Origin of the sequence: Halarsenatibacter silvermanii, from assembly GCF_900103135.1 — a bacterium.
GTDB classification, from domain to species: Bacteria; Bacillota; Halanaerobiia; order Halanaerobiales; family Halarsenatibacteraceae; genus Halarsenatibacter; species Halarsenatibacter silvermanii.
The window spans coordinates 88200-112097 of record NZ_FNGO01000006.1; the positions used below are offsets into that span (position 1 = coordinate 88200).

Annotated in this window: 20 protein-coding genes and 2 tRNA genes; 19 read left to right on the plus strand and 3 right to left on the minus strand. The window is 45.1% G+C overall.

Annotation, left to right across the window (positions count from 1 at the left end):
* The first annotated feature begins 155 nt into the window (after positions 1-155).
* From BLT15_RS04700 to BLT15_RS04725, 6 genes are all read left to right on the plus strand, one after another.
* Positions 156-1451: an ABC transporter substrate-binding protein gene (locus tag BLT15_RS04700; RefSeq protein ID WP_089759171.1), complete on the plus strand. Its 1296-nt coding sequence runs from the start codon at positions 156-158 to the stop codon at positions 1449-1451.
* 185 nt (positions 1452-1636) lie between these two features.
* Positions 1637-2644: an ABC transporter permease subunit gene (locus BLT15_RS04705; protein ID WP_089759251.1), complete on the plus strand. Its 1008-nt coding sequence runs from the start codon at positions 1637-1639 to the stop codon at positions 2642-2644.
* Positions 2645-3511, plus strand: coding sequence for a carbohydrate ABC transporter permease (locus tag BLT15_RS04710; protein ID WP_089759174.1), 867 nt, complete (start codon positions 2645-2647; stop codon positions 3509-3511).
* Entirely contained in the window at positions 3474-4544 is a 1071-nt protein-coding gene (locus tag BLT15_RS04715; RefSeq protein ID WP_234985513.1) for a LacI family DNA-binding transcriptional regulator, read from the plus strand. Before BLT15_RS04710 ends, BLT15_RS04715 begins: the two co-directional genes overlap by 38 nt.
* A 143-nt stretch (positions 4545-4687) precedes the next feature.
* Entirely contained in the window at positions 4688-5896 is a 1209-nt protein-coding gene (locus BLT15_RS04720) for a MalY/PatB family protein (protein ID WP_159429818.1), read from the plus strand.
* Positions 5893-7122 (plus strand): BaiN/RdsA family NAD(P)/FAD-dependent oxidoreductase, encoded by a 1230-nt coding sequence (locus BLT15_RS04725; RefSeq protein WP_089759181.1) that lies wholly within the window; start codon positions 5893-5895, stop codon positions 7120-7122. The genes BLT15_RS04720 and BLT15_RS04725 overlap by 4 nt, the downstream gene beginning before the upstream one ends.
* Positions 7123-7257: 135 nt before the next feature.
* Here the strand turns inward: BLT15_RS04725 and BLT15_RS04730 are convergent, their stop codons facing one another.
* Positions 7258-7629 (minus strand): YlbF/YmcA family competence regulator, encoded by a 372-nt coding sequence (locus BLT15_RS04730; protein WP_089759183.1) that lies wholly within the window; start codon positions 7627-7629, stop codon positions 7258-7260.
* 451 nt (positions 7630-8080) lie between these two features.
* Here BLT15_RS04730 and BLT15_RS04735 point away from each other — a divergent pair, with 451 nt between their 5' ends.
* The 13 genes from BLT15_RS04735 (at position 8081) to BLT15_RS04795 (ending at position 23556) form a co-directional block, all read left to right on the plus strand.
* Positions 8081-9436: a glutamate-cysteine ligase family protein gene (locus tag BLT15_RS04735; protein ID WP_159429819.1), complete on the plus strand. Its 1356-nt coding sequence runs from the start codon at positions 8081-8083 to the stop codon at positions 9434-9436.
* A gap of 1 nt (position 9437) precedes the next feature.
* Positions 9438-10844: a glutathionylspermidine synthase family protein gene (locus tag BLT15_RS04740; RefSeq protein WP_089759186.1), complete on the plus strand. Its 1407-nt coding sequence runs from the start codon at positions 9438-9440 to the stop codon at positions 10842-10844.
* Positions 10837-11115 carry an acylphosphatase gene (locus BLT15_RS04745; RefSeq protein ID WP_089759188.1) on the plus strand — a complete coding sequence of 93 codons (279 nt, stop codon included), beginning with the start codon at positions 10837-10839 and terminating at the stop codon, positions 11113-11115. The genes BLT15_RS04740 and BLT15_RS04745 overlap by 8 nt, the downstream gene beginning before the upstream one ends.
* A gap of 138 nt (positions 11116-11253) precedes the next feature.
* On the plus strand, positions 11254-11880 hold the full coding sequence (gene pncA, locus BLT15_RS04750) for a bifunctional nicotinamidase/pyrazinamidase (protein WP_089759190.1): 627 nt from the start codon (positions 11254-11256) through the stop codon (positions 11878-11880).
* Between the two features lie 30 nt (positions 11881-11910).
* Positions 11911-13059 (plus strand): THUMP domain-containing class I SAM-dependent RNA methyltransferase, encoded by a 1149-nt coding sequence (locus BLT15_RS04755; protein ID WP_089759192.1) that lies wholly within the window; start codon positions 11911-11913, stop codon positions 13057-13059.
* A gap of 32 nt (positions 13060-13091) precedes the next feature.
* On the plus strand, positions 13092-14003 hold the full coding sequence (locus tag BLT15_RS04760) for a DMT family transporter (RefSeq protein WP_234985514.1): 912 nt from the start codon (positions 13092-13094) through the stop codon (positions 14001-14003).
* A gap of 9 nt (positions 14004-14012) precedes the next feature.
* Positions 14013-14801 carry a 4-hydroxy-tetrahydrodipicolinate reductase gene (gene dapB / locus BLT15_RS04765; RefSeq protein WP_089759195.1) on the plus strand — a complete coding sequence of 263 codons (789 nt, stop codon included), beginning with the start codon at positions 14013-14015 and terminating at the stop codon, positions 14799-14801.
* A 13-nt stretch (positions 14802-14814) separates the two neighbouring features.
* Positions 14815-15822, plus strand: a complete 1008-nt coding sequence (locus BLT15_RS04770; RefSeq protein WP_089759197.1) for an aspartate-semialdehyde dehydrogenase — start codon at positions 14815-14817, stop codon at positions 15820-15822.
* 22 nt (positions 15823-15844) lie between these two features.
* On the plus strand, positions 15845-17050 hold the full coding sequence (gene dapG, locus BLT15_RS04775) for an aspartate kinase (RefSeq protein WP_234985515.1): 1206 nt from the start codon (positions 15845-15847) through the stop codon (positions 17048-17050).
* A 23-nt stretch (positions 17051-17073) separates the two neighbouring features.
* The gene (gene dapA / locus BLT15_RS04780; protein ID WP_089759201.1) at positions 17074-17952 is read left to right on the plus strand and encodes a 4-hydroxy-tetrahydrodipicolinate synthase; all 879 of its coding nucleotides are present in this window, start codon (positions 17074-17076) and stop codon (positions 17950-17952) included.
* 366 nt (positions 17953-18318) lie between these two features.
* The gene (locus BLT15_RS04785) at positions 18319-19992 is read left to right on the plus strand and encodes a ribonuclease J (protein ID WP_089759203.1); all 1674 of its coding nucleotides are present in this window, start codon (positions 18319-18321) and stop codon (positions 19990-19992) included.
* 232 nt (positions 19993-20224) lie between these two features.
* Entirely contained in the window at positions 20225-22489 is a 2265-nt protein-coding gene (locus BLT15_RS04790; RefSeq protein ID WP_089759205.1) for an FtsK/SpoIIIE family DNA translocase, read from the plus strand.
* Between the two features lie 26 nt (positions 22490-22515).
* Positions 22516-23556, plus strand: coding sequence for a helix-turn-helix domain-containing protein (locus BLT15_RS04795; RefSeq protein ID WP_089759207.1), 1041 nt, complete (start codon positions 22516-22518; stop codon positions 23554-23556).
* Between the two features lie 174 nt (positions 23557-23730).
* On the opposite strand, the gene BLT15_RS04800 is transcribed toward BLT15_RS04795, so the two are convergent.
* A tRNA-Tyr gene (locus BLT15_RS04800) sits at positions 23731-23817 on the minus strand.
* Between the two features lie 4 nt (positions 23818-23821).
* Positions 23822-23897: transfer RNA gene (locus BLT15_RS04805), tRNA-Glu, on the minus strand.
* Between the last annotated feature and the right edge of the window lies 1 nt (position 23898).

Sequence of the window (23898 nt, forward strand, 5' to 3'; positions counted from 1 at the left end):
AACCAGATAATAAGCACTGATTATTTTTTTAAAAATGACTCAAATTGGAGATATTTTAGCAGGAATTTTGATAATAATGAAGAATATTAGTTTATGAAATGGATTTCATCTGAGGAGTCATCCAAAATATTCACAAAATAAGGGGGCTAAAAAAGTTGAGTAAGTTACTTATCTGCCTGCTAATTTTTTCCGTCATGTTTGCAGTTCCCGGTGATGTGGTGGAGGCTGATGAACCCGAGGTTGAACTGACCGTCGCCGGAGGTGCGGTGGGAGCAGAGCTGGAAGCCACCGAAAGAGCTGCTGAAATGTTTATGGAAGAAAATCCCGAAGTTGAAGTCACTGTCTATGATACGCCGGATTCGACCGATGAAAGAAGAAGTCTTTATCTGCAGTATTTTGAAGCCGAAAGTCCAGAGGTAGATGTTTATCAGGTCGATGTTATGTGGCCTGGAGATATGGCTGACCATCTTTTAGACCTTTATGAATACGGTGCAGAAGATTATGTCGATGAACACATCCAGGGTATAGTTGATAACAACACCACTGCTGATGGTGAACTTGTAGCCATGCCCTGGTTTGTAGATGCAGGCATAATGTATTATCGCGAAGATCTGCTGGAAGAGTATGATCTCGATGTTCCGGAAACCTGGGGTGAACTCGAAGAAAAAGCCAGAATAATTCAGGAAGGGGAAAGAGAAGAAAACCCCGACTTTCACGGTTATGTCTGGCAGGGCGATGCTTATGAGGGCCTGACCTGCAATGTGCTGGAATGGTTTGCCTCCAACGACGGCGGCACTTTTGTATCTCATGATGAAGAAGTCACGGTGCTCAATGAAAATAACGAATATATGCTCGATAAGGCTGCCGGCTGGGTGGGAGATATCTCTCCTTCTGGCATAACCGGTTATATGGAAGAAGATGCCAGGGCTACTTTCCAGAATGGCAATGCCGCTTTTATGAGAAACTGGCCCTATGCCTATCCCATGCTCGAAGATAGTGAAGCTTTCGGTCCTGAAGATTTTGGCGTAACCGAAATTCCTGCCGGGCCCGAGGGAGAGAGCGCAGCAACATTAGGAGGCTGGCAGATCGCAGCCAGTGAACACAGCGATCATCCTGAATACGCAGCCGAGCTTGCCCTCTTTTTGGCAAGCGAGGAAGTTCAGAAGGAAAGAGCTTTAATAGCCGGCGATCCGCCGACTGTAAAATCGCTATATGAAGACGAGGAAATATTAGAAGCCTATCCCTACTGGGAAGACTTCTATGAAGTGTTTGTCAATGCTGTACCCCGACCTTCGACGGTGACCGCGCCCGATTATCATGCTGTTTCCGAGGCAATTTACTCTGAAGCTCATAGCGTATTAACCGGCGATCAGGATGCCCTGACAGCTCTGGAATACATGGAAATCGAAATCATGGATATAACCGGATTTCCTCCCGGTGATCCCAACTAAAAGAGGATAACTTCTTTTCTGCCATAAGAATACACTGTCACATTATTCCGGGAGGAGAAATCCTCCCGGAATTTTAATAAAATTTTTGCCGCAATTTTAAGTATTTACAGGAATAGAGCAATACGCCGAAAGGAGGCCGAGGAGTGAGCTTACAGCAGCGTGAACGCCGGCTGGCTTTTAAATTGATGACCCCGGCTTTTATCGTTCTGCTGGTAGTCGCTTTATATCCACTGGGACATGTTTTTTATACCAGCATGACCGATAGGGTCTTTGCCGGGATGGATGATCCTGAATTCGTCGGTTTCGAAAATTATAGAAGGCTGCTCAGCGTCAGCGTAGAGGAATTACCTCCTGTTATCGATGAGGAGACGGGAGAACAGAAAATTGACGAAGAAACCGGGGAACCGGTTTATGAGCGCTCCATCAGAGTTTTGCCGCGCGAACCGGATCTCCACCGGGAGCTCACCACTTTCAGTTTATTTGGAAATAAATATGTTCTCGGAGCCATAAGCCCAAACTTTATAAAGGCTATCTGGAACACACTTTATTTTACCGTGGTATCGGTGTTTCTCGAAACCGTGCTGGGACTGATAATAGCTCTGGTAGTTAACAGCAACTTCAAAGGAAGGGGTGTGATCAGAGCCACCATGCTGGTCCCCTGGGCTGTTATCACGGTAGTGTCAGCCCGAATGTGGGAGTGGATGTTTCATTCAAGCCGCATGGGCTTTTTCAATACCCTGCTTGATTATCTTAATCTGGTGGATGAGCCGATTTCATTTTTGACGATACCTCAGCTACAGATACCTTCCCTGATTGCTGTGGACGTCTGGAAAACGACACCTTTTATGGCACTGCTGATTTTGGCCGGTCTACAGATGATACCGCGCGAATTGTACGAAGCAGCCCATGTAGATGGTGCAGGCAAAATCAAGCAATTTTTTACGATAACTCTTCCCTTGATCAAACCATCGCTGGCTGTTGCTCTGGTCTTTAGAACGCTGGATGCCCTCAGAGTATTCGATGTTTTCCATGTGATGCTGGCCAGATCCAGATATTCCATGGCTACCATGAATTATTATGAGCTTGTCGGCAACAGAAATATGGGGCTTTCTTCAGCCATTGGAGTTATTATCTTTTTCATAATTTTTGCCTTCGCTATCGCCTATATGAAAATGCTGGGGGTGGATGAATAAATGGTAGATTTCAGCGAAAAACCGGTAAAATCCGCGCTGTTTTTGCTGATGCTGGCTCTGATAATGATATATCTCCTCTTTCCCTTTTACTGGGCCATCAATTCATCGCTAAAAACTGAATCTCAGCTTTTTATGACTCCGGCCACCATGATTCCACGCGATCCGGTGACCTTAGAATTTGCTCCCACGCTGGAAAATTACATTCATATTTTTCAATCCGGCGAGTTTATCAGGGGGCTGCGCAACAGCGTAATAGTGGGCACTTCTGCTACATTTCTGGCTTTATCGATCGGCTCATTTGCTGCTTTTGCCCTGGGTAAGCTGAGATTCAGAGGGAAAAAACCCTCTCTGTATATAATTCTGGCTATGACGATGTTCCCGCAGGTGACAATACTGGCAGGCTTATACGCGATAATAACCAGACTGCCGCTGGGGACTATACCGGGGATGGTATTCTCGTATCTAATTTTCACCCTGCCCTTTACAACCTGGGTGCTGACTTCGTTTTTTAAGGATTTGCCCATAGAGATAATGCAGTCCGCCCAGGTAGATGGAGCTACTCCCATGCAGACTTTTTACCACATTCTCCTGCCCCTGACAGCTCCTGCTCTGGTAACCTGCGGTCTGCTGGCCTTTATTCAGGCCTGGAACGAATATGTATTTGCGCTGACCTTCACCTCGATCGACCCGGGTTCGAGAACCGTACCGGTGGCTATAGCCTTATTTACCGGAGAAGCTGCCATGCAGGAACCGATGGGTGAGATTCTGGCGGCTGCGGTAGTGGTAACCATACCTGTGGTGCTGCTTGTATTGATATTCCAGAAAAGGATTGTTGCCGGACTCACCGCTGGAGCAGTCAAGGGTTAATAATGGTGCTAATTCTATGAATGTCACCATCAAAGATGTAGCCCGGGAAGCCGGGGTATCACCGGCCACGGTTTCCCGGGTTTTAAATGAGAGTTCTCGGGTCAGCGAAAAAACAGCCGCCAGGGTAAAGAAAACAATAGATAAGCTTGATTATGAGGTCAACGTTTCGGCGAGAACTCTTAGAACCAAGACCAGTAAGCTTATTGGAGTCATCGGAGCCAGCATAACCAATCCTTTTCTCATGAAGGTTCTGGAAGGGGCGGAAAAAAGAGCCAGAGAGCTGAATTTCAGTCTTCTGCTGGGTGACTCAGGACAGAGTCAGCAGAAAAAACTCGATTATCTGCAGATAATGAAACAAAAAGATATCGACGGCATAGTGGTTATAAGCTCGGAGTGGCATAATAATTTTTTTTTGGAGCTGGAAAAAAGCGGCATACCTACCGTCGTTGCTTCAGGGCATGTAGAAAAATTTAGTTTTCCCGGAGTAGGAATAAAAAACAGTCTTGCTTCCCGGGAGGTTATAGAATATCTTCAGGAACTGGGCCATAAAAAAATCGGTATAATAAGAGGTCCTTTAAAAGATAGGATATCCAGCAGCCGGAGGATGGCAGGGGTTAGAGCTGCTTTTCAGGATCTGGGATTAAATTTTGACAGCGATCTTATTTTCATAGGCGATTACACCTTTGATTCGGGTTATTCAGGAGCTCTAGAGCTGCTCAAAAAGAACAGTGATATGACAGCACTTTTTGCCTTCGACGATAGAATGGCCATTGGAGCTATGAGAGGAGCTGAAGCACTGGGCCAGAAAGTTCCTGAGGATATATCGGTGGTGGGGTTTGATGATATTGATCTTTCCCGATTTGTAAATCCCCGTCTCAGCACAGTCAAACAGCCATCTTCAACCATCGGCAGGGACTCTATTAATCTTTTATTAAATGTGATCAAAAATGGACCAGGAGCCGGCATAGACAATTTTAAGTATGTCGAACACGAACTACTTATCCGGAATAGCACTCGCCCTGCTGCGGATTGACATAAGTCAGCTGCCGGGTCAGGAAGTTTGCTTAAATGCCAGCCAGCTTCTTTTGACTGCAAAAGAGGTTGGTTTTTTTCTTTTTGATTGTTGGAAAAATAAAGGTTATAATAATAGGCAGAAATAAAATACGAATTTAAACATTGAAGGGAGATATGATGAATCAAAATTACGATTTTTCCGGGGTTATCGATAGAAAGGGAACCAATTCGATAAAATGGGATCGCAGGGAGGAAATTTTCTCAAACTCTTCGATCACTCCTCTCTGGGTGGCCGACTCCGATTGGCCCACGGCACCCGAAATTTTAGAAAGCCTGCAGGAAAGGCTGGAACACGGAGTCTTTGGTTATACTTATCCAGGAGAAGAGATAAAAGAAGCTGTCTGCAGCTGGTTCAGGCGCAGATATGACTGGAAAATAAAAAAGAACTGGGTGAATCTGATTAGAGGTGTAGTTCCGGCTTTAAATATAGCTGTTTCGGAACTCACTTCGCCCGAAGCTGGCGTCATCATCCAGCCTCCTGTATATTATCCTTTTTATGAAGTTATTGAACGAAATGACAGAGAGATCATAAAAAATTCGCTTATTCTGGATAATGGGCAGTATAAGATGGATTTTGCCGGTCTTAAGGAGCAGGCAGCTGCGGATAGGGCCGAGATGTTATTGCTCTGCAGCCCTCATAATCCCGTAGGCAGGGTCTGGTCAGATGAGGAACTAAAGCGACTGCTGAAGATATGCCGGAATAATGAGATCACCATAATAGCGGATGAAATTCATGCCGATTTTATATTCTCCGGCAGCAGCCATACCCCTCTGGCCTCCCTGGGCCGGGAAAATAAAGATAAAATTCTGACGCTGAATTCTCCCACCAAAACCTTCAATCTGGCCGGTCTGAAAATCTCCTATGCTGTCACGGCTGAATCAGAGCTGAGAGAAAAATTCGATTCAGCATGTCAGAGAACTATCAAAGGAGCCAATATATTCGGTTATCAGGCTTTAAAAACGGCCTATCAGGAGGGTGAGGCCTGGCTTGAAAAGCAGCTCGAATATTTAAAGGGCAATCTCGAATTGACCGGAGATATTCTGGGAGATCTCGAGGGAATTGATTTGATCGAGCCGGAGGGAACCTATCTGGTCTGGCTTGATTTTTCCGCTTCGGAACTAAAAAAAGAGGCTATCGAAGAGCTTTTATTCGACAGAGCTGAAGCAGGGCTGGAACCCGGCTGCTGGTTCGGTGAAGAAGGCGAAGGATTTTATCGATTGAATCTGGCAACTCAGAAAAAAATATTAAAACCAGCTCTTGAAGCTCTGCGCGAAAACTGGCAGAAAAGACATAAGGTGCTTGAGGAATGAAAACGACGAAAACGGTGGTGATAGGGGCCGGGCCTTCCGGTTTGTTTGCGGCAATCCAGGCAGCTGAAAAAGGAGAAAGGGTAGTAGTTCTGGAGAGGAATAAAGAAGCCGGGAAAAAACTGCTTCTCACCGGCGAAGGCAGGTGTAATCTCACCTCTACCCTTCCTCCGGATCAGGTCCTGGATCAGGTTTTTCAGGATGCCGACTTTCTCTACAGCTCGCTTTATACCTTCCCTCCGGTGAGAACCCGAGAATTTTTCAGCGGCAGAGGTCTAAAACTCAAAGAAGAAAGAGGTAGCCGCATCTATCCGAAAAATGACAGCGCTGAAAGCGTCAGAAGACTGCTGGTTAATAAGGCAGAAAAAGCAGGAGTGAATATCATTTATGAAAGCAGGGCAGAGGAGATAATTTATGATTCTCGCTGTCGGGGCGTGAGGCTGCAGCGGGGAGATAAAATAAATTCAGACAGAGTTATCCTGGCTGCCGGGGGGTGTTCCTATCCCTGGACCGGATCTGATGGCAGTGGTTACACTCTCGCTCAAAAAACCGGGCATTCACTCCGTCCCGAGCCTGTTCCAGCTCTTGTGCCCTTAAAAGTGGCCGAGGATTGGCCTGCTGATGCTGCCGGTTTAAAATTGAAAAACACCGGCCTGAAGCTGAAAAGAGAAAATGAAATTTTATTCACCGAGACAGGAGAAATTGAGCTGAGAGAGGATGAGCTCGGAGGTGCTGCTGTGCTGGCCGCCAGCTGTTATTTTGAGAAAGGTGCCGGAAAAAGCTCGCTGATTATCGATTTGAAGCCCGGTCTCGATAAAAACAAGCTGGATGATAGATTGAAAAGAGATTTTGATAAATTCAGCAACAAGCTTTACAGAAATGCTTTTAAAGAACTGCTGCCGGCCTGGTTGAGACCTGTGATCGTTAAATTATCGGAAATTCCCGGCAATAAAAGAATAAATCAAATTACCGCCGGACAGAGACAGGCTCTGGCAGGTCTGCTCAAAAATCTGCAGCTCAGGGTGACGGGAACTTCAGGATATAAAAGAGCAATTATAACCAGGGGAGGAATTTCTACCGATGAGATCGATCCTTCCACCATGGAATCAAAAATTTTACCGGGACTATATTTTGCCGGAGAGATAATGGCTCCGGCCGCCCACACCGGCGGACATAACCTGCAGATAGCTTTTTCGACTGCTTATCTGGCCGCAGCCGGCGGAGAATGAGATTTTATAAGCAGGCAAAAAGCCGCAGTCTCATCCGGCTCTGACTGCGGCTCTGGTGATTTCTATTCAATTCAGCGCGAATTTGAAAGGGTAAGATAAAAATTTTAATCCATCAGCAAATTTACCGGTCTAGAATCAGGTGATTATCTGGCCGCCTGAATCTTCTTCCTCCTCGGGTTCCTGCCCCTGAAGGGTATTGCTGATAATTTCATTAACATCTTCCATAATTCCGTTAAATTCCTGCTGAGCTGTGAGAAAATCTTTGATCTTGGGATTTTGCTGCATTTTGGCCTTGAGATTCTGGAGCTTTTTCTTTTGACTTTGATCTATTTCCTGCCCGTTCATCTGCGCCATCTGGACCCTTTTCTGAACGGATTCAAGTTCTTCCATCAGATCACCGGCTTCATCGTCGGCCATTACGGCTTCTTCAGCATCTTTCATTTCCTGATAAGCCTGTGAACTGACTATCTCCTGTGCCAGCTCTCGAGCTTTTTCTTTTATTGCCATTATCTCACCTCACTTTTTTAGGACTCTTTTAATCTTAACATCATTTGCAGAGGCTGTCAAACAGAACAATAGGTTCTCGACCAGGATCTCGAAGATAAACTTTAAAACCCCGGAAATTATGTATATAATGAAACAAAGAGTTCTTCTCCGGTGCCTCAGGTAGTACTGTCACATATGCCGGGTTGTCAGGAGAGCTCATACCTTTAATTGTGGATCTTCTTGTTATCAGTTGATAGATATCGTATAAGAACGGGGAAAATTTCATTGTGAACGAAGCTTTATATCTTACAGTACAACTAAATGAGGTTTTTTACACACCTATTGACCAACTGAAGACAAGAAGATCCTTAATTGTCGGAACTTATGAAATACTGGAAGCCATAAAGATATGTATAAAATTGTATTCGATCAGCTGATGTCGACAATATCAATATTAAACGGAGAGTGTGAGATGAAACCCAATTATAGCAATCGAAAAAGGACAAAAAAAAGATATCTGGATCAGATAGAAGATTATTTCCGCAAAAATTCCACCGGAACAGCTGATTACAGGCTGGGAGTTGAATTCGAATTTTTTATTATAAAAAACAGCACGACTAAAGCTGTGACCTATTTTGAATCCGAGGGTATAAATGATATATTTAAAGAGATGGCCGGAAATGGCTGGAATATTTGTGATAAGGCTGGAGAAGATCAGATTTTGGGGCTGCGCAAAAATGGCGATGAGATAAATCTGGAGCCGGGGGGGCAGCTGGAATACAGCTTTGCTCCCAAAGAAAGTCTGCAGGAGATAGATGGAATATTTAAAAATTTTTGCCGGGAGATTTTCCCCCTGCTCAATGCCCGCGATTACAGCCTGATCAGCCTCGGCTATCAGCCGGTGACTGTCATAGAAGAACTCCCTCTTTTGCCCAAAAAGAGATACAAACATATGTATAATTATTTCGCCGATAAAGGAAAGTGGGCCCATAACATGATGAAGGGATCTGCTGCCCTGCAGGTCAGCATCGATTATTCTTCAGAAGCGGATTTTCGCGATAAATTTGCTGCAGCAGCCTGGCTTACACCAGTGATTTACGCGGTTTTTGATAATTCTCCTTTTATGGAAGGTAGGCCTGCCAGTTTCTGGGGGGTAAGATCGCAGATCTGGCGCAACTGCGATGATGATAGAAGCGGTCTGCCTCCCGGCTGTTTGAGGGATGATTTTTCTTTCCGTGATTATGCCCGCTTTATACTGGAGCTGCCGGCCATATTCGATCCAGAAGATGATAGCTTTACCGGTGATAAGGCTTTCTGGGAGATATTAACCCGGGAAGAGATGGCAGAAGAGCTGATACAGCACATGTTTACAATGGCCTTTACCGATGTGCGGGCAAAAAATTATCTGGAGCTGAGAATGGCCGATTCCCTTCCTTATCCACTCTGTCTTGGCTATATATCATTTATAAAAGGGTTATTTTACAGGGAAGAAAATCTTCAATTTTTGAAAGATATAGCCCGTGAAACCGGAAGAGAGAGAATAGAATCAGCTTTAGCTGGTATTCCTCTCCAGGGCGTCGAGCTGGAATATTCGCGAGGGAAAAGCATCAAAAACTGGCAGCAGGAATTATTTTCTCGAGCCAGGAAGGGACTCAATGATCGGGAGCTGAAAAATCTCGACAGGCTGGAAGGCTTCTTGAGAAAATATCTCCCTCCCAGAACCGCTTTCCAGAACGGCGGTCAGAAAAACGACGAGGAGATTTTTTCTTTGCAAATTGAAGATCTGGATTATTGTAATCTGAATGCTTTAATGAGGGGGAGATTATAAGATGAAGGACAATTATTTTCAGGGTTTAGTCAAAGCCGAGCTCGTCAGCAGCCCGGAAAAATATCTGGAAGAATACCAGCAGCAGCTCTGGCCCGACCTGATAGACAGTTCTGTCAGATATCATGGAGATCCGGTCAAATTCCCCTATACTCCTCACCTTGTCTCAGCCCATCAGTGGAAGTTTTTTCAGGATTTTACCGAAAAATTGACCGCTATATTCAATAAAATTACCGATAGATATCTTTATGATCCTGGATTCAGAAATCTTTTTCCTTTCTCTGAAAAGATGGAGAAATATATTCTCATAGATCCGGGTTATCCTGGACATTTCCCCATCGCCCGCTATGATATTTTATATAATCAGCAGGGAGAAATAAAGCTGGGAGAGTTAAATACCGATGGAACTTCGGCCATGAACGAGGTCAGAGTCATGCAGAATATTTTGGGCGAAAGCGAACTGTTGAGATGGTTGAGGGATAATCACGAAGTGTCTTTATATGGATTTGAGCTGTTTCGGAGCTGGATTGAAATTTTGCTGGACAAATATCGCTGTTTCAGCGGCAAAAAAAGAGTCAATCCTGTCGTAGCTATAGTCGATTTTTTTGAAGACGGTATTTTGAGTGAATTTAAAGTCTTTGCCAGGATGTTGAATGAATGGGGTATAGAAACTTTTCTGGCCGATCCCCGCCAGCTCGAATATGCTGGCAGTAAAATAAAATACAAGGACAAAACCATAGATTTAATCTACCGCCGTTCCACCACCGGAAAACTCTTTGAAAATTACAGCGAGGTAAGACCGTTATTTGAAGCTTATAAATCCCGGGATGTCTGCCTCTGCGGAGGATTCAGATCCCAGGTAATTCATAACAAAGCCGTGTTCCGGGTTTTATCTCAGGCTGAAGAATTTAATTTTTTAACAGATGATGAAAAGAAATTTTTGGATAACTATCTGCTCGAGACCGGATACGGTTCGGAGATAGTTGAAAACAATAGACTGCGGAAAAAGCTGAAGGAAAACAAGGATGAATACGTGCTAAAACCCTGCGATAGCTTTGCTGGAAAGGGGGTTAGACTCGGCAGGCATCATTCTCTATTTGAATGGGATAATCTGCTGGAGGAATGTTCCCGCAGGGATTATCTTTATCAGGAATACTGTCCCACGAATACGATGGAACTTCTGCCTGCCTATGATTATGAGGATAAAGGAGAGCAAAAACCTGAACTTGAACCTTTTAATTATACCTTCGGATTTTATATGTATGATGGCAGGCTGCAGGGGCTCTACAATAGAGCTGGAAGATGTGATATAATAGGGACGGATTATGAATGTATAACTGTTCCGGTCTATGTCACCGTTCCAGAAAACACCTCTCTGCAGGGTTTAAAAGAGGAGGTAAAATATGACTGAAACCGGTCTGCATGTATTTATTTCCGGCCGGGTTCAGGGAGTGGGCTTTCGAGCTTTCACCCGCAGGAATGCTCGCCGGCTCGGCGTGAGAGGCTGGGTCAAAAATCTTGCTGATGGCAGGGTTGAAGCCGTCCTTTATGGAGAAAAAAGCGATGTGGAAGAACTTCTGACCAGGATTAAAACAGGTCCTTCGCTGGCTGAAGTAGAAGATATCGAAGTTGAAGAGGTAGATGAAGCTCCTCCCGAGGAAAATTTTCAGGTGCGTTATTGAACAGGGAATTATAGCTTTATCAGTTGATAGATATCGTATAACCAACTAAAGACAGAGAGATCCCAAAAGATAAACAGCCGGCAGAGCTTTTATCCAGTCCGGTAAAAACAACAGTCAGCAGACAGGAGGCGCTGAAATATGGCTGAAAAAGCACTTCTATGTGTCGATCTGCAGTACGATTTTTATGAAGACGGGGCACTGGCTGTTCCCGGAGCCAGCAAAATCAATCCCCGCATTAATGAACTTATGGATTCCGATGGCTACAGGACTATAGCGGCATCGCAGGACTGGCATCCGCCGGAACATATGAGTTTTGCTAAAAATCACGATAAAGAGCCTCTTGCTGAGTATGAAGGCGACAATGAAGGCATAGGTCCGGTGCTCTGGCCGGAACACTGTCAGCAGGGCACCAGAGGAGCTGCCTTTCACGAGGATATAAATACCCGCCGGTTTGACATGATAATGAGAAAGGGACAAAAAAAGATGATAGATAGTTATTCTGCTTTTCAGGACAACAACGGTCGTGATTTAGGGCTGGCGGATTATTTTAGAGGGCTGGATATTGAGGTTATCGATATAGCGGGGTTGGCTTTGGATGTCTGTGTATATTACACCGTCTGTGATGCTCTTAAATACGGATTTGACGTCAATTTGATCAGGCCAGCAGCCCGGGGAGTAAATGCCAGGCCCGGAGATGTGGAAGAGGCCCTTAAAGATATGAAAGACCGGGGAGCAGAGATTATCGAGGATATGGAAAATGTTTAAAGAATAGCTCAATTAACAGGAGGAGTTAACTTGTACGAGTTCGACATTTTGATCACCACAACCTTTGGAGTCGAATCGGTGGTAAAGCACGAACTGAGAAAAATGAATTATGATGTGAAAAATGTGAAAAATGGCCGGATAGAGATATCGGGAACGGGCAAAGATCTGGCCAGGTGCAATCTGCAGCTGCGTTCGGCCGAACGAGTTTATCTGAAGCTGGCCGAATTTCCGGCCCGTGATTTTGATGAACTTTATGATAATATATATGAAATAAACTGGCCGGATTTTCTGCCCGGGGACGCCCATATTCCGGTCAGCGGCAAATCGGTCAAATCTCAGCTGCACAGCGTTCCTGCCTGTCAATCTATCATCAAAAAATCTGTGGTGGACAGGATGCTGGAAAATAGCAGCCGCGAAAGGCTGCCGGAAGAGGGAGAAACCTATCCTGTCAATTTCTTTATGCATAAGGATAATGCTATTATCTGTCTTGACAGCAGCGGAAAAGGACTGCACAAAAGAGGTTACCGACAGGAAGCAGGTCAGGCTCCTCTTCAGGAAACCATAGCTGCAGCTATGATCAATTTAAGCCGCTGGGATCGCGATAGAATTTTGCTGGATCCTTTCTGTGGTTCCGGCACTCTATTGATAGAAGCGGCCATGATGGCTAAATCGATTCCGCCCGGCTTTAACCGCAGCTTTGTCAGCGAGGAATGGGAATTTTTGGGCGAAGACAGCTGGAATAAAGCCCGCAAAGAAGCGAAAGATAGGATGAGAAAAGATCGGGAAGTGAGATTAATTGCCGGTTATGACCACGATGATGATATTATTGAAAGTGCCATACATAATGCCCGTCGGGCGGGAGTAGAAGAGGCAATTCACTTCCAGCAGCGGGAGCTGGATGATTTTTCCTCCAGCAGAAAATACGGATATGTAATCACCAACCCTCCTTACGGGGAGAGGATGGATGAGGAGAAAATAGAAAAACTCTACCAGAAGCTGGGCAGCAAACTTTTGCCTCTGGATACCTGGTCCTATTATATTTTGACCTCCTATTCAGATTTTGAGAATTCCTTTGGAGAAAAAGCCAGCAAACGCAGAAAGCTTTACAATGGAGGTATTGAATGTCAGTTTTATCAATATTATGGGCCCTGGCCGCCTGCGGATGGTGATGAAGGCTGATGAAGGACTGGAAAAATAGGTACCGGCCGCATATGGCTGGATTGACTTTCAGTCTTGTCTTTGGATTCTCTTTTCTTTTTTCTAAAGAAGCACTTGATATCATAGCTCCATTTCATCTGCTCGGCTTCAGATTTCTTATGGCTTCTCTGGTTATAACTATTTTGAGATTTATGAAAGTAATAAAGACAAATTTTACCGGTAAATCTATTAAACCTTTGATGATAATTTCGATTTTTCAGCCATTTCTGTACTTCACATTTGAAATTATGGGTATAAATTTCACCACCTCCTCTCAGGCCGGCCTGATGATCTCTTTGATACCGGTGGCGACAGCTGTACTCGGAGCGATATTTCTGGAAGAAGTTCCGGGCTGGAAACAATCGCTCTGCATAATTCTCTCGGTGCTGGGGGTTGGATTGGTGGTGACTGCCCAGGGAGACATAGGTTCTCAGGCTCACTATCTGGGCATCATATTTTTGCTGGGAGCGGTTATATCAGGAGGCGCTTATAACATAATTTCCCGTTCTATATCAATAGATTACACTCCGGTCGAGATCACTTTTTTCATGTGTTATTCGGGAGCTGTGCTGTTCAATCTGCTCGGTATAATTAGTTTTGAAGGAGCTATTTCGACCTACGGCAGCTATCTTTTTAATGCTCAGGTAATGATTTCGGTGATCTATCTCAGCACGTTATCATCTATTCTGGCCTTTTTTATGCTCAATTATGCTTTGTCGAGACTGCCGGCCAGTCAGGCGTCTGTTTTTGCCAATTTGACCACTGTGGTCTCCATTCTGGCCGGTGTACTTATTAGAGGAGAACCCTTTTATGCCATCCAGGCGTGGGGAGCTTTGCTGATCATAATAGGTGTCTGGGGCACCAATTATTTTGAGCTCCGCAGCGAAGAAAATCCGCAGATCTCAAAAAATTTACAGAAGGAGTGAGATTAATTAATGGAAAACGTTTTAGTCCGGGGAATCGCCGGCAACATGGGAAAACAGGCTGCTATTTCAGTCATGGAATGTGATAACTTTAGACTGTCCGCCGGGGTAGATATAAATGCCTCCGGTAAAAAAATCGACGAGCTGCCCTCTCTGAAAAAAGCCCCATCCCGGGAAATTTTTCAAAGTGTCGAGAGAGCGATAAAAGAAAAGGATTTAAATGTTATGATAGATTTCACCTCAGCTGAAGGGCTTCTGCAGGCAGCAGAAACAGCGCTGGAGGCGGGAATGAATTTGATAATTGGAACAACAGGACTGTCGGAAAACGACAGAGAAGAGCTGGCAGAAATGACTGAGTCAAGAGGGCTTTCCGTGCTGCTGGCCCCTAATTTTTCGCTGGGTGCTGTCCTTTTGATGGAGATGAGTGAAAAGGCTGCCGAATATTTCAACAGGGTGGAAATCATAGAAGGACACCATCAGGGTAAGGATGATGCCCCTTCCGGCACATCTATTGCCACCGCAGAGAAGTTAAGCGGCTGTCAAAAGATGGCCGGGGAAGAGGATATAGATTTTACAGTTGAGGGAGTTAGAGGAGGAGAGGTCAATAACGTGAAAATTCACAGCCTGCGGCTGCCCGGTCTTGTTGCCCGTCAGGAGGTCATACTGGGAGGAGAAGGACAGACTCTAACCCTGGAACATGATACCACCTCCCGTTCTGCTTTCCGTCCGGGGATAAAACTGGCACTCCGCAGCATCGATGAATTCGATGGCTTTGTTTATGGGCTGGAAAATCTTCTTTAGGAGGCAGGAATATATGAGCTGTAAAACTGCTGTTTTTGGAGCGACAGGACTGGTCGGCAGAGAGATAGTAAATTTGCTGGAGGAACGCGAGTTTCCCGTATCCGATCTATACCTTTATGCCAGTGAAAGCTCGGCCGGGGAAAAAATGTCTTTTTCCGGCGAAGACATAACCATAAAAGCTTTAAAACCTGAAAATGTGGAGAATTGTGACATATATCTTTCCTCTATGCCCGGCGAGGTCAGCCAGCAGATAATTCCTGAAATAAAAGAGAAAAACTCCGGTGTGATAATCGACAACAGCAGCTCTTTCCGCATGGATAGAGATGTGCCGCTGGTAGTGCCGGAGGTCAACGGGGAAGTTCTCGATGAAAATGAAGATCTGATAGCCAACCCCAACTGTTCGACAATTCAGCTGGTTATGGTTTTAAAACCCCTGCTGGATGAGTTCGGCCTGAAAAGGGTGCTGGTGAGCACCTATCAATCCGCCTCCGGCAGCGGTGCTGAGGCCGTTTCGGCATTAAAAAAGGAGAGCAGGGCCAGATTACAGAATGGAGATTTTAAAGCTGAATATTATGATAATCCGATAGCATTTAATCTCCTGCCGGCCATAGACTACTTTCATGAGGATGGGTTCAGCAACGAGGAGATAAAAATGCGCCGCGAGAGCCGCAAAATACTCGAAAAGGAAGAGATAGAGATCAACTGCACCTGCGTCAGGGTTCCGGTGGAATACGGCCATGCTGAATCGGTATATCTGGAGCTGGAAGAAAAGGCCCGGGCAGAGATGGTCTCTGATCTGCTGGATCAGGCTTTAGGAGTCAAAGTGCTGGATGAGCCGGAAGCAGGCGTATATCCTCAACCGCTAGATACTGAAAATACAGACGATGTGCTGGTAGGCAGGATCAGAAACGACAGAGATCGCTCCCGGGGAATCCATCTTTACATAGCGGCCAACAATATCCGTAAAGGTGCGGCTCTCAACGCGGTCCAGATTGCGGAAAAAATCAACAGCGGCAAGTGATAAATTTTGGGAAGTGATGAATTTGAACATAGTAATACAAAAATTTGGCGGAACTTCGCTGGCCACCAAAAATAAAAGGGAGATAGTCCGTCAGAAAATCATCGAAGAGATCGAGAAAGGCAAAAAACCGGTGGTTGTGGTCTCGGCTATGGGTAAAAAAGGTCATGCCTACGCCACCGATACCCTGCTGGAGATGATAGAAAACGGCAAAACTTCCGCCCCTGAACGACAGAAGGATCTGCTGCTTTCCTGCGGTGAAATTATCTCATCGGTGGTATTGGCTTCTGAACTCGAAGAATCAGGACAGAAAGCCTTTTCACTCACCGGCTGGCAGGCGGGGATAATAACCGATGAAAGTCACGGCAGGTCAAGAGTCGAATGCGTCGATCCGACCAGAATTTTTGAGCTCTGGGAGCGGGAAATTGTTCCTGTAGTGGCGGGGTTTCAGGGGATAACCCCTGAAGGTGAAATAACCACTCTGGGGCGGGGCGGCAGCGATACCACCGCCAGTGTGCTGGGATATGCACTCGGTGCTGAAAAGGTCGATATTTACAGCGATGTCCAGGGACTTATGACATCTGATCCTCAAAAATGCCAGGCCGCTAAACCTTTAAAAGAGATCACCTACAGCGAGGCCTGTGAACTGGCCTACCAGGGAGCCAGGGTCATTCATCCCCGGGCTGCCGAAGTTGCCATGAATGGAGATCTGCCTCTGAATATTCTCCCTCTGGATGATTCGGACAGAAAAAATGGCACCAGTCTGGGCGAAGATGGCGTGAGTATTGATACCGACAGACCGGCAACCGGTATAGCAACCAGGAGTGATATCGTCTTTTTTGAGATATTTCCTGATAATGGAAAGAATTATGCCACCGGCCTGAAAATATTTCCGCTCCTGGCCGCGGAAAATATAAGTGTAGACTTTATTAATATAAGGCCGGAGAAAATATCCTTTGTCGTCGATTATTCGAGCAGTGAAGAGGCCGGAGAAATTATGGAAGCAGAAAATTTTAATCACCGTGTATCGCATGACTTCAGCAAAGTATCGCTGGTGGGAGGCGGAATGACAGGCCAGCCCGGAATAATGGCCAAAATTGTTGAAGCTTTCTGCCAGGCGGATATCCGTATTTTTCAAACGACTGACTCTCATACCACTATTTCCTGTCTGATCAAAAGCAGCAGGGAAAAGCTCGCCGTCAGGACGCTGCATCAAAAGTTCGATATTTAAATATCTAATTGGAGGTATTAAAAATGAAATTTGGTCCCCTTGTTACCGCTATGATAACCCCATTCACCGAAGAAAATCAGGTAAATTATGATGAGGCCGCCAGGATTGCAGTTGATCTGGCCGAAAACGGCTGCGATGATATTCTTGTCAGCGGAACAACCGGAGAATCACCTGCACTGTCAGAAGAAGAGAAGATAAAGTTGATAGAAACTGTGGCAGGCGCGGTGGAAGATAAAGCCGGGGTGATAGCAGGTACCGGTTCCTATAACACCAAAAAAAGCATAGAGCTGAGTCACGAAGCCAAGATGGCCGGTGCTGATAAGATAATGCTGGTCGTTCCCTATTACAACAAACCCCCGCAGGCTTCTCTTTATGAGCATTTTAAAACCGCTGCTGAAAGCATTAAGCTTCCCATAATGCTCTATAATGTGCCGTCCAGAACCTCACGCAATCTGGAAGCTGATACAACTGTCAAGCTGTCAGAAATTGATAACATTACCGCCATAAAGGAAGCCAGCGGGGATGTGGAACAGGGTGCGGAAATAGTCGCCCGGACCGGCCCGGATTTTCAGGTCTTGAGCGGAGATGACGGGCTCACTTTACCTCTGATGGCAGTCGGGGGAGAGGGAATTGTCAGCGTGGCGGCAAATCTGATCTCCGGCCGCATTAAAAAGATGATCAATAATTGTTTTTCCAACGATTTTCATGAGGCCAGAAAAATCCAAAAAGATCTGCTCCCCGTTTTTCAGGCGATGTTCATAACCACAAATCCCATACCTGTAAAAACTGCCATGTCGATGAAGGGCTGGAATACCGGTGATCTGCGTCTGCCGCTGACAGCGATGAATGAAGAGGATAAAAACGAGCTGGAAAGAGTGCTGACAGATAAAGAAATAATATAAGAGAAATGGATCTTCTTGTAAACGCATAAATATGATAGAAATATATTAAACCAGCTTTTAGGGAGAAGATCCAATACATCCAATACAATACAATAAATTAACTACAATTAATTAAGAACTACAATTAATTAAGGCACCGAAAGGTGCTTGTTTTTTTTCTTTATAGCAGTTATAATGTTAGTAATGTCAATATCGTGCGCGGATCTTAATTGCAGTGCCCGGTGCAGTCAGTGAAAAACGGTCGGGGAAACCGGGCGAGACAATTGTAAAGAGTCTCTTAACAGGTTAAAGTGGAGTCTCTCTGCGATCGCGAGTTACAGTTTTTTACTCATCAAGCAAAAATTTCGGAGGTGTATGTATTAATTTATGAATGTTAAAAACAATGAAGCCGTTCGCGTGACTCCTCTGGGGGGAGTTGGCGAGATCGGTAAAAACATGATGGTTTTGGAATACGATGACAGGATGCTAATTATAGATTCAGGAGTTGCTTTTCCCGAGGATGACCAGCTGGGAATCGATCTGGTCATTCCTGAGTTCGACTATGTCCTGAAAAACCAGGAGAAAATAGATGGTATAGTTGTAACTCACGGTCATCAGGATCATATTGGTGCCATACCCTATCTGCTCGAGCATATCTCGGTCCCTGTTTACGGACCCAAATTTGCACTGGGGCTGCTGGAAGGTCAGCTGAAGGAACACAACCTCATGGAGAAAAGCACCCTCAAAGTCGTTTCTGCCGGCAAAAGCGTTCAGATCGGTCAGTTTACGGTCGATTTTATCAGGGTTAATCACAGCATATCTGATACATGTGCTCTGGCAGTTCATACGCCGCTGGGACCTGTAGTTTACGCCAGCGACTTTAAATTTGATCATACCCCTGTGGATGACGAAAAAGCTGACCTGCAGAAGCTGGCTGAGCTGGGCAGCGGTCACCCGGGAGTTTTGGCTTTATTTTCCGACAGCACCAATGTGGAAAGAGAGGGTTATACAGGCTCTGAAAAGGATATTCAGGAATCGCTGGAGAGGATTTTTTCCGGGGCGGATGGAAGAATTATTCTGGCGACTTTCTCCTCAAATATTCACAGAATTCAGCAGGTCGTGGATGCTGCAGTAAGGCATAATAAAAAGCTGGCCATCGACGGCCGAAGCATGGAAAATAGTTTTGAAACGGCCAAAAAACTCGGATATCTCGATGCTCCTGAGAATTTGATTATCGATGTAAGAGACTGCAGCAATTATCCCGACGAAAAAGTAGCTATCCTGACCACCGGCAGTCAGGGAGAGCCGATGGCCGCATTGACGAGAATGGCCAGAGGAGATCATTATCATATAAACGTCAAGGATAGCGATAGGATCATAATCTCAGCTTCTGCCATCCCCGGCAATGAAAAGTTTATCGGCGAAACTATAAATCAGCTTTACAGGCGGGGAGCGGAGGTTTTATACGAAGAAATTGCCGATGTGCACGTATCCGGTCATGCCAGCCAGGAAGAATTAAAACTCATGTTAAACCTGACCGATCCCAAATATTTTGTACCCACTCACGGCGAGTACAGGCATCTCTATCAGCATGCTCAGCTGGCTCAGGAAGCAGGAATGCCTGAAGAAAACACCTATATAGCTGACATCGGTGATGTGATCGAGTTCAGCCGGGATGAAGTCAGAAAGATCGATGAAGTTCAGGGCGGAGATGTGCTGGTCGATGGCCTGGGAATCGGCGACGTGGGCAATATCGTCCTCAGAGACAGACAGACCCTTTCTGAAGCGGGTATAATTATAGTTGTCCTGACAATAGATCAGAACGGGACTTTACTTTCCGGTCCGGATATCATCACCAGAGGTTTTGTTTATATTCGAGAATCGGAGGAATTGATAGAAGAAGCCACCAAAAGAGTTGAAGATGCTCTAAAGGATTGTGAAAAAGAAGGTATTACCGAGTGGAGTGTGCTGAAAAAAACGGTGAAGGATTCGCTCAAAAATTATATATTCAACAAAATCAAGCGCAAACCCATGATCCTGCCTATAATAATGCAGGTCTGATCTTTAAAAAATTGGATCTTCTTCATATCAGCTTTTTGGGGAAGAACTAAAAAATATATTAATGAGTCAGTTGTTTATCTGAGCGGAGGCAGAGAGGATTTCTGCCTCTGTCTCTATTTTATCCTTCTTTCTACAGGCAGGATTTATAGGGTTCGAGAAGAATATAATAATAAGTAATAAAATGCCTGTAGAATTTACGCTTCTGCCGGGTTAATTTCAGGGAGTGAACTTAATGGCAGGTATTTTTTCGCTAAAAAAACGAAGAAATGAAATTATAGGGATACTGGTAATAGCCTGGGCTATTTTTAGCCTGCTGGCCCTGGTGGACGGAGCGGCCGGCGTAGTCGGCGAAGTTGCTGCCGATTTCTACACCTTTTTTCTGGGCGAAGCGGCCTTAACGCTGCCTATATTATTCGTTCTGCTGGGGTTAAAATTTATCACAGGACCCGATATCAACAAAATAAAGATCGCCGGATTTTTTCTGGCCTACTTTTCTTCGCTGACGATTTTCCATCTGAGCCAGGGTTTTCAGGACTCTTTTGCCAGCGGCCTGCTGGGGGCAGGGGGAGGAGTTATAGGCGGAACTACCGCCCATATTTTCGAGACGGTTTTCGGCTCTTTGGGCAGCAGAATAATTCTGCTCTCTTTGACTTTAGTAGGACTTTTGTTGTTATTCGATGTATTTTTGACCGATTTTGTCTCCTATCTTTTCTCAGCGACTTCCGGTTTGTTTTCAAATTTTAAAGAAATTCTGGCAAAAATATCTCCGTCTGTTCTGCTGGCTCAGCTAAAAAAAATAATAAGCTCTCAGGATAATGCTGAAAGTTCCAGCGATTCCGAAGAAAATGATGAATCAGCTATCGCTAAAAATCCGGTTTTGACTCCTGAGGAAAATAATGATTCAGGAAAAGAGGAAGCAAAAAAATTCGAAGAGGATTCTAGTGATAAGCCGGAGGCAAAGGTAGATCCGAAAGATGATTTTTTTGAAGAAAATCCCCGGGATATCGGTCTTTCAGATGGTGAAAAAGCCGAAGATGAGGAAAATTCAACCGATAAAAACTGGCAGGAACTAATAGAGGTTGATCAGGAAGAAGAGGGATACCAGATACCTCCTCTCGAGCTTCTGGAAGAAGATGATATAAATTCTGAAGGGGGAGAGGATAAAAGTGATCTGCTGGAAAAAACCCTGGATAATTTTGGTGTCGATGCGGATGTAGTTGAGACCAGAAAAGGTCCAACTCTGACGCGTTACGAAGTTCAGCCTGAAACAGGAGTGAAAGTTAATAAAATTGTCAACCTTTCTGACGATATTGCGCTGTCGCTTGCCGCCAAAGATGTTAGAATAGAAGCCCCTATTCCGGGCAAATCTGCGCTGGGTATAGAAGTTCCCAACCAGGGCGCATCGCTGGTCAGACTTAAAGGAGTTCTGGAAAGCAGCGATTTTAAAGAGGGTGATGAGGATGAACTGCTCATAGGGCTGGGAAGGGCCATAGAAGGATCGCCTGTAGTTGCCGACCTGGCAGAAATGCCCCATCTTCTCATCGCGGGGGCCACGGGTTCAGGTAAAAGTGTCTGCATTAACAGTGTCATTACCAGTCTTCTTTTTCAGCACAGCCCCGAAGATTTGAAACTTCTGTTGATAGACCCCAAGAAAGTCGAGCTTGTGAATTTTAAAGAATTACCTCATCTATTTTCACCGGTTGTGACCGATTGCAAAAAAGCTGCCAGCACTTTAAAACTGGTGGTAGAGGAGATGGAAAAACGCTACGAAAAATTTGCCGAATCAGGCACCAGAGGCATAGAGTCCTATAATGAACAGGCGGAAGAAGAATTACCCTATATAATCGTGGTTATAGACGAGCTATCCGATTTGATGATGGTGGCAGCAAATGAAGTCGAAAGTTCTATATGCAGACTTGCTCAGATGTCCCGGGCTGCCGGTATACATCTGGTTATAGCGACTCAGCGTCCTTCTGTCGATGTCATCACTGGCCTGATAAAAGCCAACATACCCAGCCGAATAGCTTTTGCTGTTTCCTCTAACACCGATTCTCGAACAATTCTGGATGAGAGCGGAGCAGAAAAACTGCTGGGGGATGGAGATATGCTCTATTATCCTGTAGGGGCTAAAAAACCATATCGCGTACAGGGATCTTTTATCAACAACGAAGAGGTTAACAGGGTTACTTTTTTTATCAACCAGCAGACTGATCCCGAATTTTTTATTGACGAAGATGAATTTGATGATTTGACCCTGGAGGAGCTGGAGGATGAAGAGGATGAGCTTCTGGAGGATGCCATAGAACTCGTAGTCGAGTACAGAGCATCGATATCGATGCTGCAGCGTCGCCTTCATATCGGACATTCCCGGGCTGCTCGCCTGATAGATAACATGGAAGAGATGGGAGTAGTAGGTCCCTATAACGGCCCCAAACCCCGCGAAGTTTTAATATCGGAGGATGAACTCGATAAGTTTTTAAGCGATGAACAGGAATAAATTTGATATGAGAGGAGGTCAAGATTTTGGCTCCAGGAAAAAGACTGAAAGAGAAAAGAGAAGAGCTGGGACTTTCCATAGAAGATATTGAGGAGAATACTAAAATTAGAAAAAAATATATAATCGCGCTGGAAAATGACAATTACGAGGAAATTCCCGGCCTGGTTTACGCGCGAGCATTTATCAAGAACTATTCCTCTTTTCTGGGACTGGATGAAGAGGAAATTCTGGAGGAGTTCGATAGGTGGCGTCATCTGGAAGATGTAGATGATGAACTGGAAGGGTCCCGCCGCCGGATTAAAAGATCCCGGCAGGATTCCGATGAAGGAGTCATCTCTCGCTTTTTTTCCTTTTCTCCCCGGGTGCTTCTGGCTGCTTTTATACTCGTACTGATCGCCGGGGGAGTGACTTACAATCTGGTTATCATGAATGGAAATGGGGATATGGAGGCTGAACCGGATGATATTCCTGCTGTAATCGAAGAGGAAGAAGAGCCAGAAGATATCGAAGAGGTTGATGAAGAGACTGAAGATCTCACTTTAGAAGACGAACTGGTCATGCAGGAACTGGAACAGTATCAAATAGATCTGGAAGAGGATTTTAACGGGGATATGTCGGAGGTTGAACTTGAAAACGGATTTGATGAAGAAATGGATGAATTCGATTACGAGGCCATCTCTGAACCGGAGGTCGAAGAGATAGACCTGCAGGAAGATGAAGAACTGGAAGAGCTGGTCGAAGATCCTGATGCTGAAGAGGTTCCGGATGATGAGCTCGAGGCTATTGATGATGAAAACGCTGAGACAGAAACAGAAGAAGAGCCTGAGGAGATAGCTTCCGAAGTGGAAATAATTATAACTGAGAGAGCCTGGCTGAGTATCTCAGTTGATGGTGAAAATGTATTTGAAGGAATTTTAGAAGCAGGTGAAGAAGAAATTTATGAACCCGAAAATTCTTTTGAGATAAGGACCGGCAATGCGGGTGGCGTGGAACTGACCGTTGCCGGAGAGGAAATGGGAACAATGGGTGAAACAGGTGAAGTTGTGGAAGAGGAGTTTGAACTTTAAAATTTGCCGGCAAAAACAGCTGAAAATCCAGGTTAACAGGTCATAGATGGCTTTAAATAAAATACTGTCCGGAATAAAAAACCCCGAAATCAGCCAATCAACCTGGAACTGAGTTCGGGGTTTGTTTATATCGGTTTTCACAAAATTAATTTTTCATAAAGATTAAAGAATAAATGGTGGAGGGGGAAGGATTTGAACCTTCGAAGGCAGCGCCGACGGATTTACAGTCCGTTGCGTTTGACCAGACTTCGCTACCCCTCCACAATGGCACCCTCAGGGGGATTCGAACCCCCGCCGCCAGGATGAAAACCTGGTATCCTGGACCGCTAGACGATGAGGGCA

Coding starts and splice junctions, on each gene's coding strand:
- BLT15_RS04705 (WP_089759251.1), top strand. CDS start 1,637: ATGACCCCGGCTTTTATCGTTCTGCTGGTAGTCGCTTTATATCCACTG.
- BLT15_RS04710 (WP_089759174.1), top strand. CDS start 2,645: ATGGTAGATTTCAGCGAAAAACCGGTAAAATCCGCGCTGTTTTTGCTG.
- BLT15_RS04725 (WP_089759181.1), top strand. CDS start 5,893: ATGAAAACGACGAAAACGGTGGTGATAGGGGCCGGGCCTTCCGGTTTG.
- BLT15_RS04730 (WP_089759183.1), bottom strand. CDS start 7,629: ATGGCAATAAAAGAAAAAGCTCGAGAGCTGGCACAGGAGATAGTCAGT.
- BLT15_RS04735 (WP_159429819.1), top strand. CDS start 8,081: ATGAAACCCAATTATAGCAATCGAAAAAGGACAAAAAAAAGATATCTG.
- BLT15_RS04740 (WP_089759186.1), top strand. CDS start 9,438: ATGAAGGACAATTATTTTCAGGGTTTAGTCAAAGCCGAGCTCGTCAGC.
- BLT15_RS04745 (WP_089759188.1), top strand. CDS start 10,837: ATGACTGAAACCGGTCTGCATGTATTTATTTCCGGCCGGGTTCAGGGA.
- pncA (WP_089759190.1), top strand. CDS start 11,254: ATGGCTGAAAAAGCACTTCTATGTGTCGATCTGCAGTACGATTTTTAT.
- BLT15_RS04760 (WP_234985514.1), top strand. CDS start 13,092: ATGGCTGGATTGACTTTCAGTCTTGTCTTTGGATTCTCTTTTCTTTTT.
- dapB (WP_089759195.1), top strand. CDS start 14,013: ATGGAAAACGTTTTAGTCCGGGGAATCGCCGGCAACATGGGAAAACAG.
- BLT15_RS04770 (WP_089759197.1), top strand. CDS start 14,815: ATGAGCTGTAAAACTGCTGTTTTTGGAGCGACAGGACTGGTCGGCAGA.
- dapA (WP_089759201.1), top strand. CDS start 17,074: ATGAAATTTGGTCCCCTTGTTACCGCTATGATAACCCCATTCACCGAA.
- BLT15_RS04785 (WP_089759203.1), top strand. CDS start 18,319: ATGAATGTTAAAAACAATGAAGCCGTTCGCGTGACTCCTCTGGGGGGA.
- BLT15_RS04790 (WP_089759205.1), top strand. CDS start 20,225: ATGGCAGGTATTTTTTCGCTAAAAAAACGAAGAAATGAAATTATAGGG.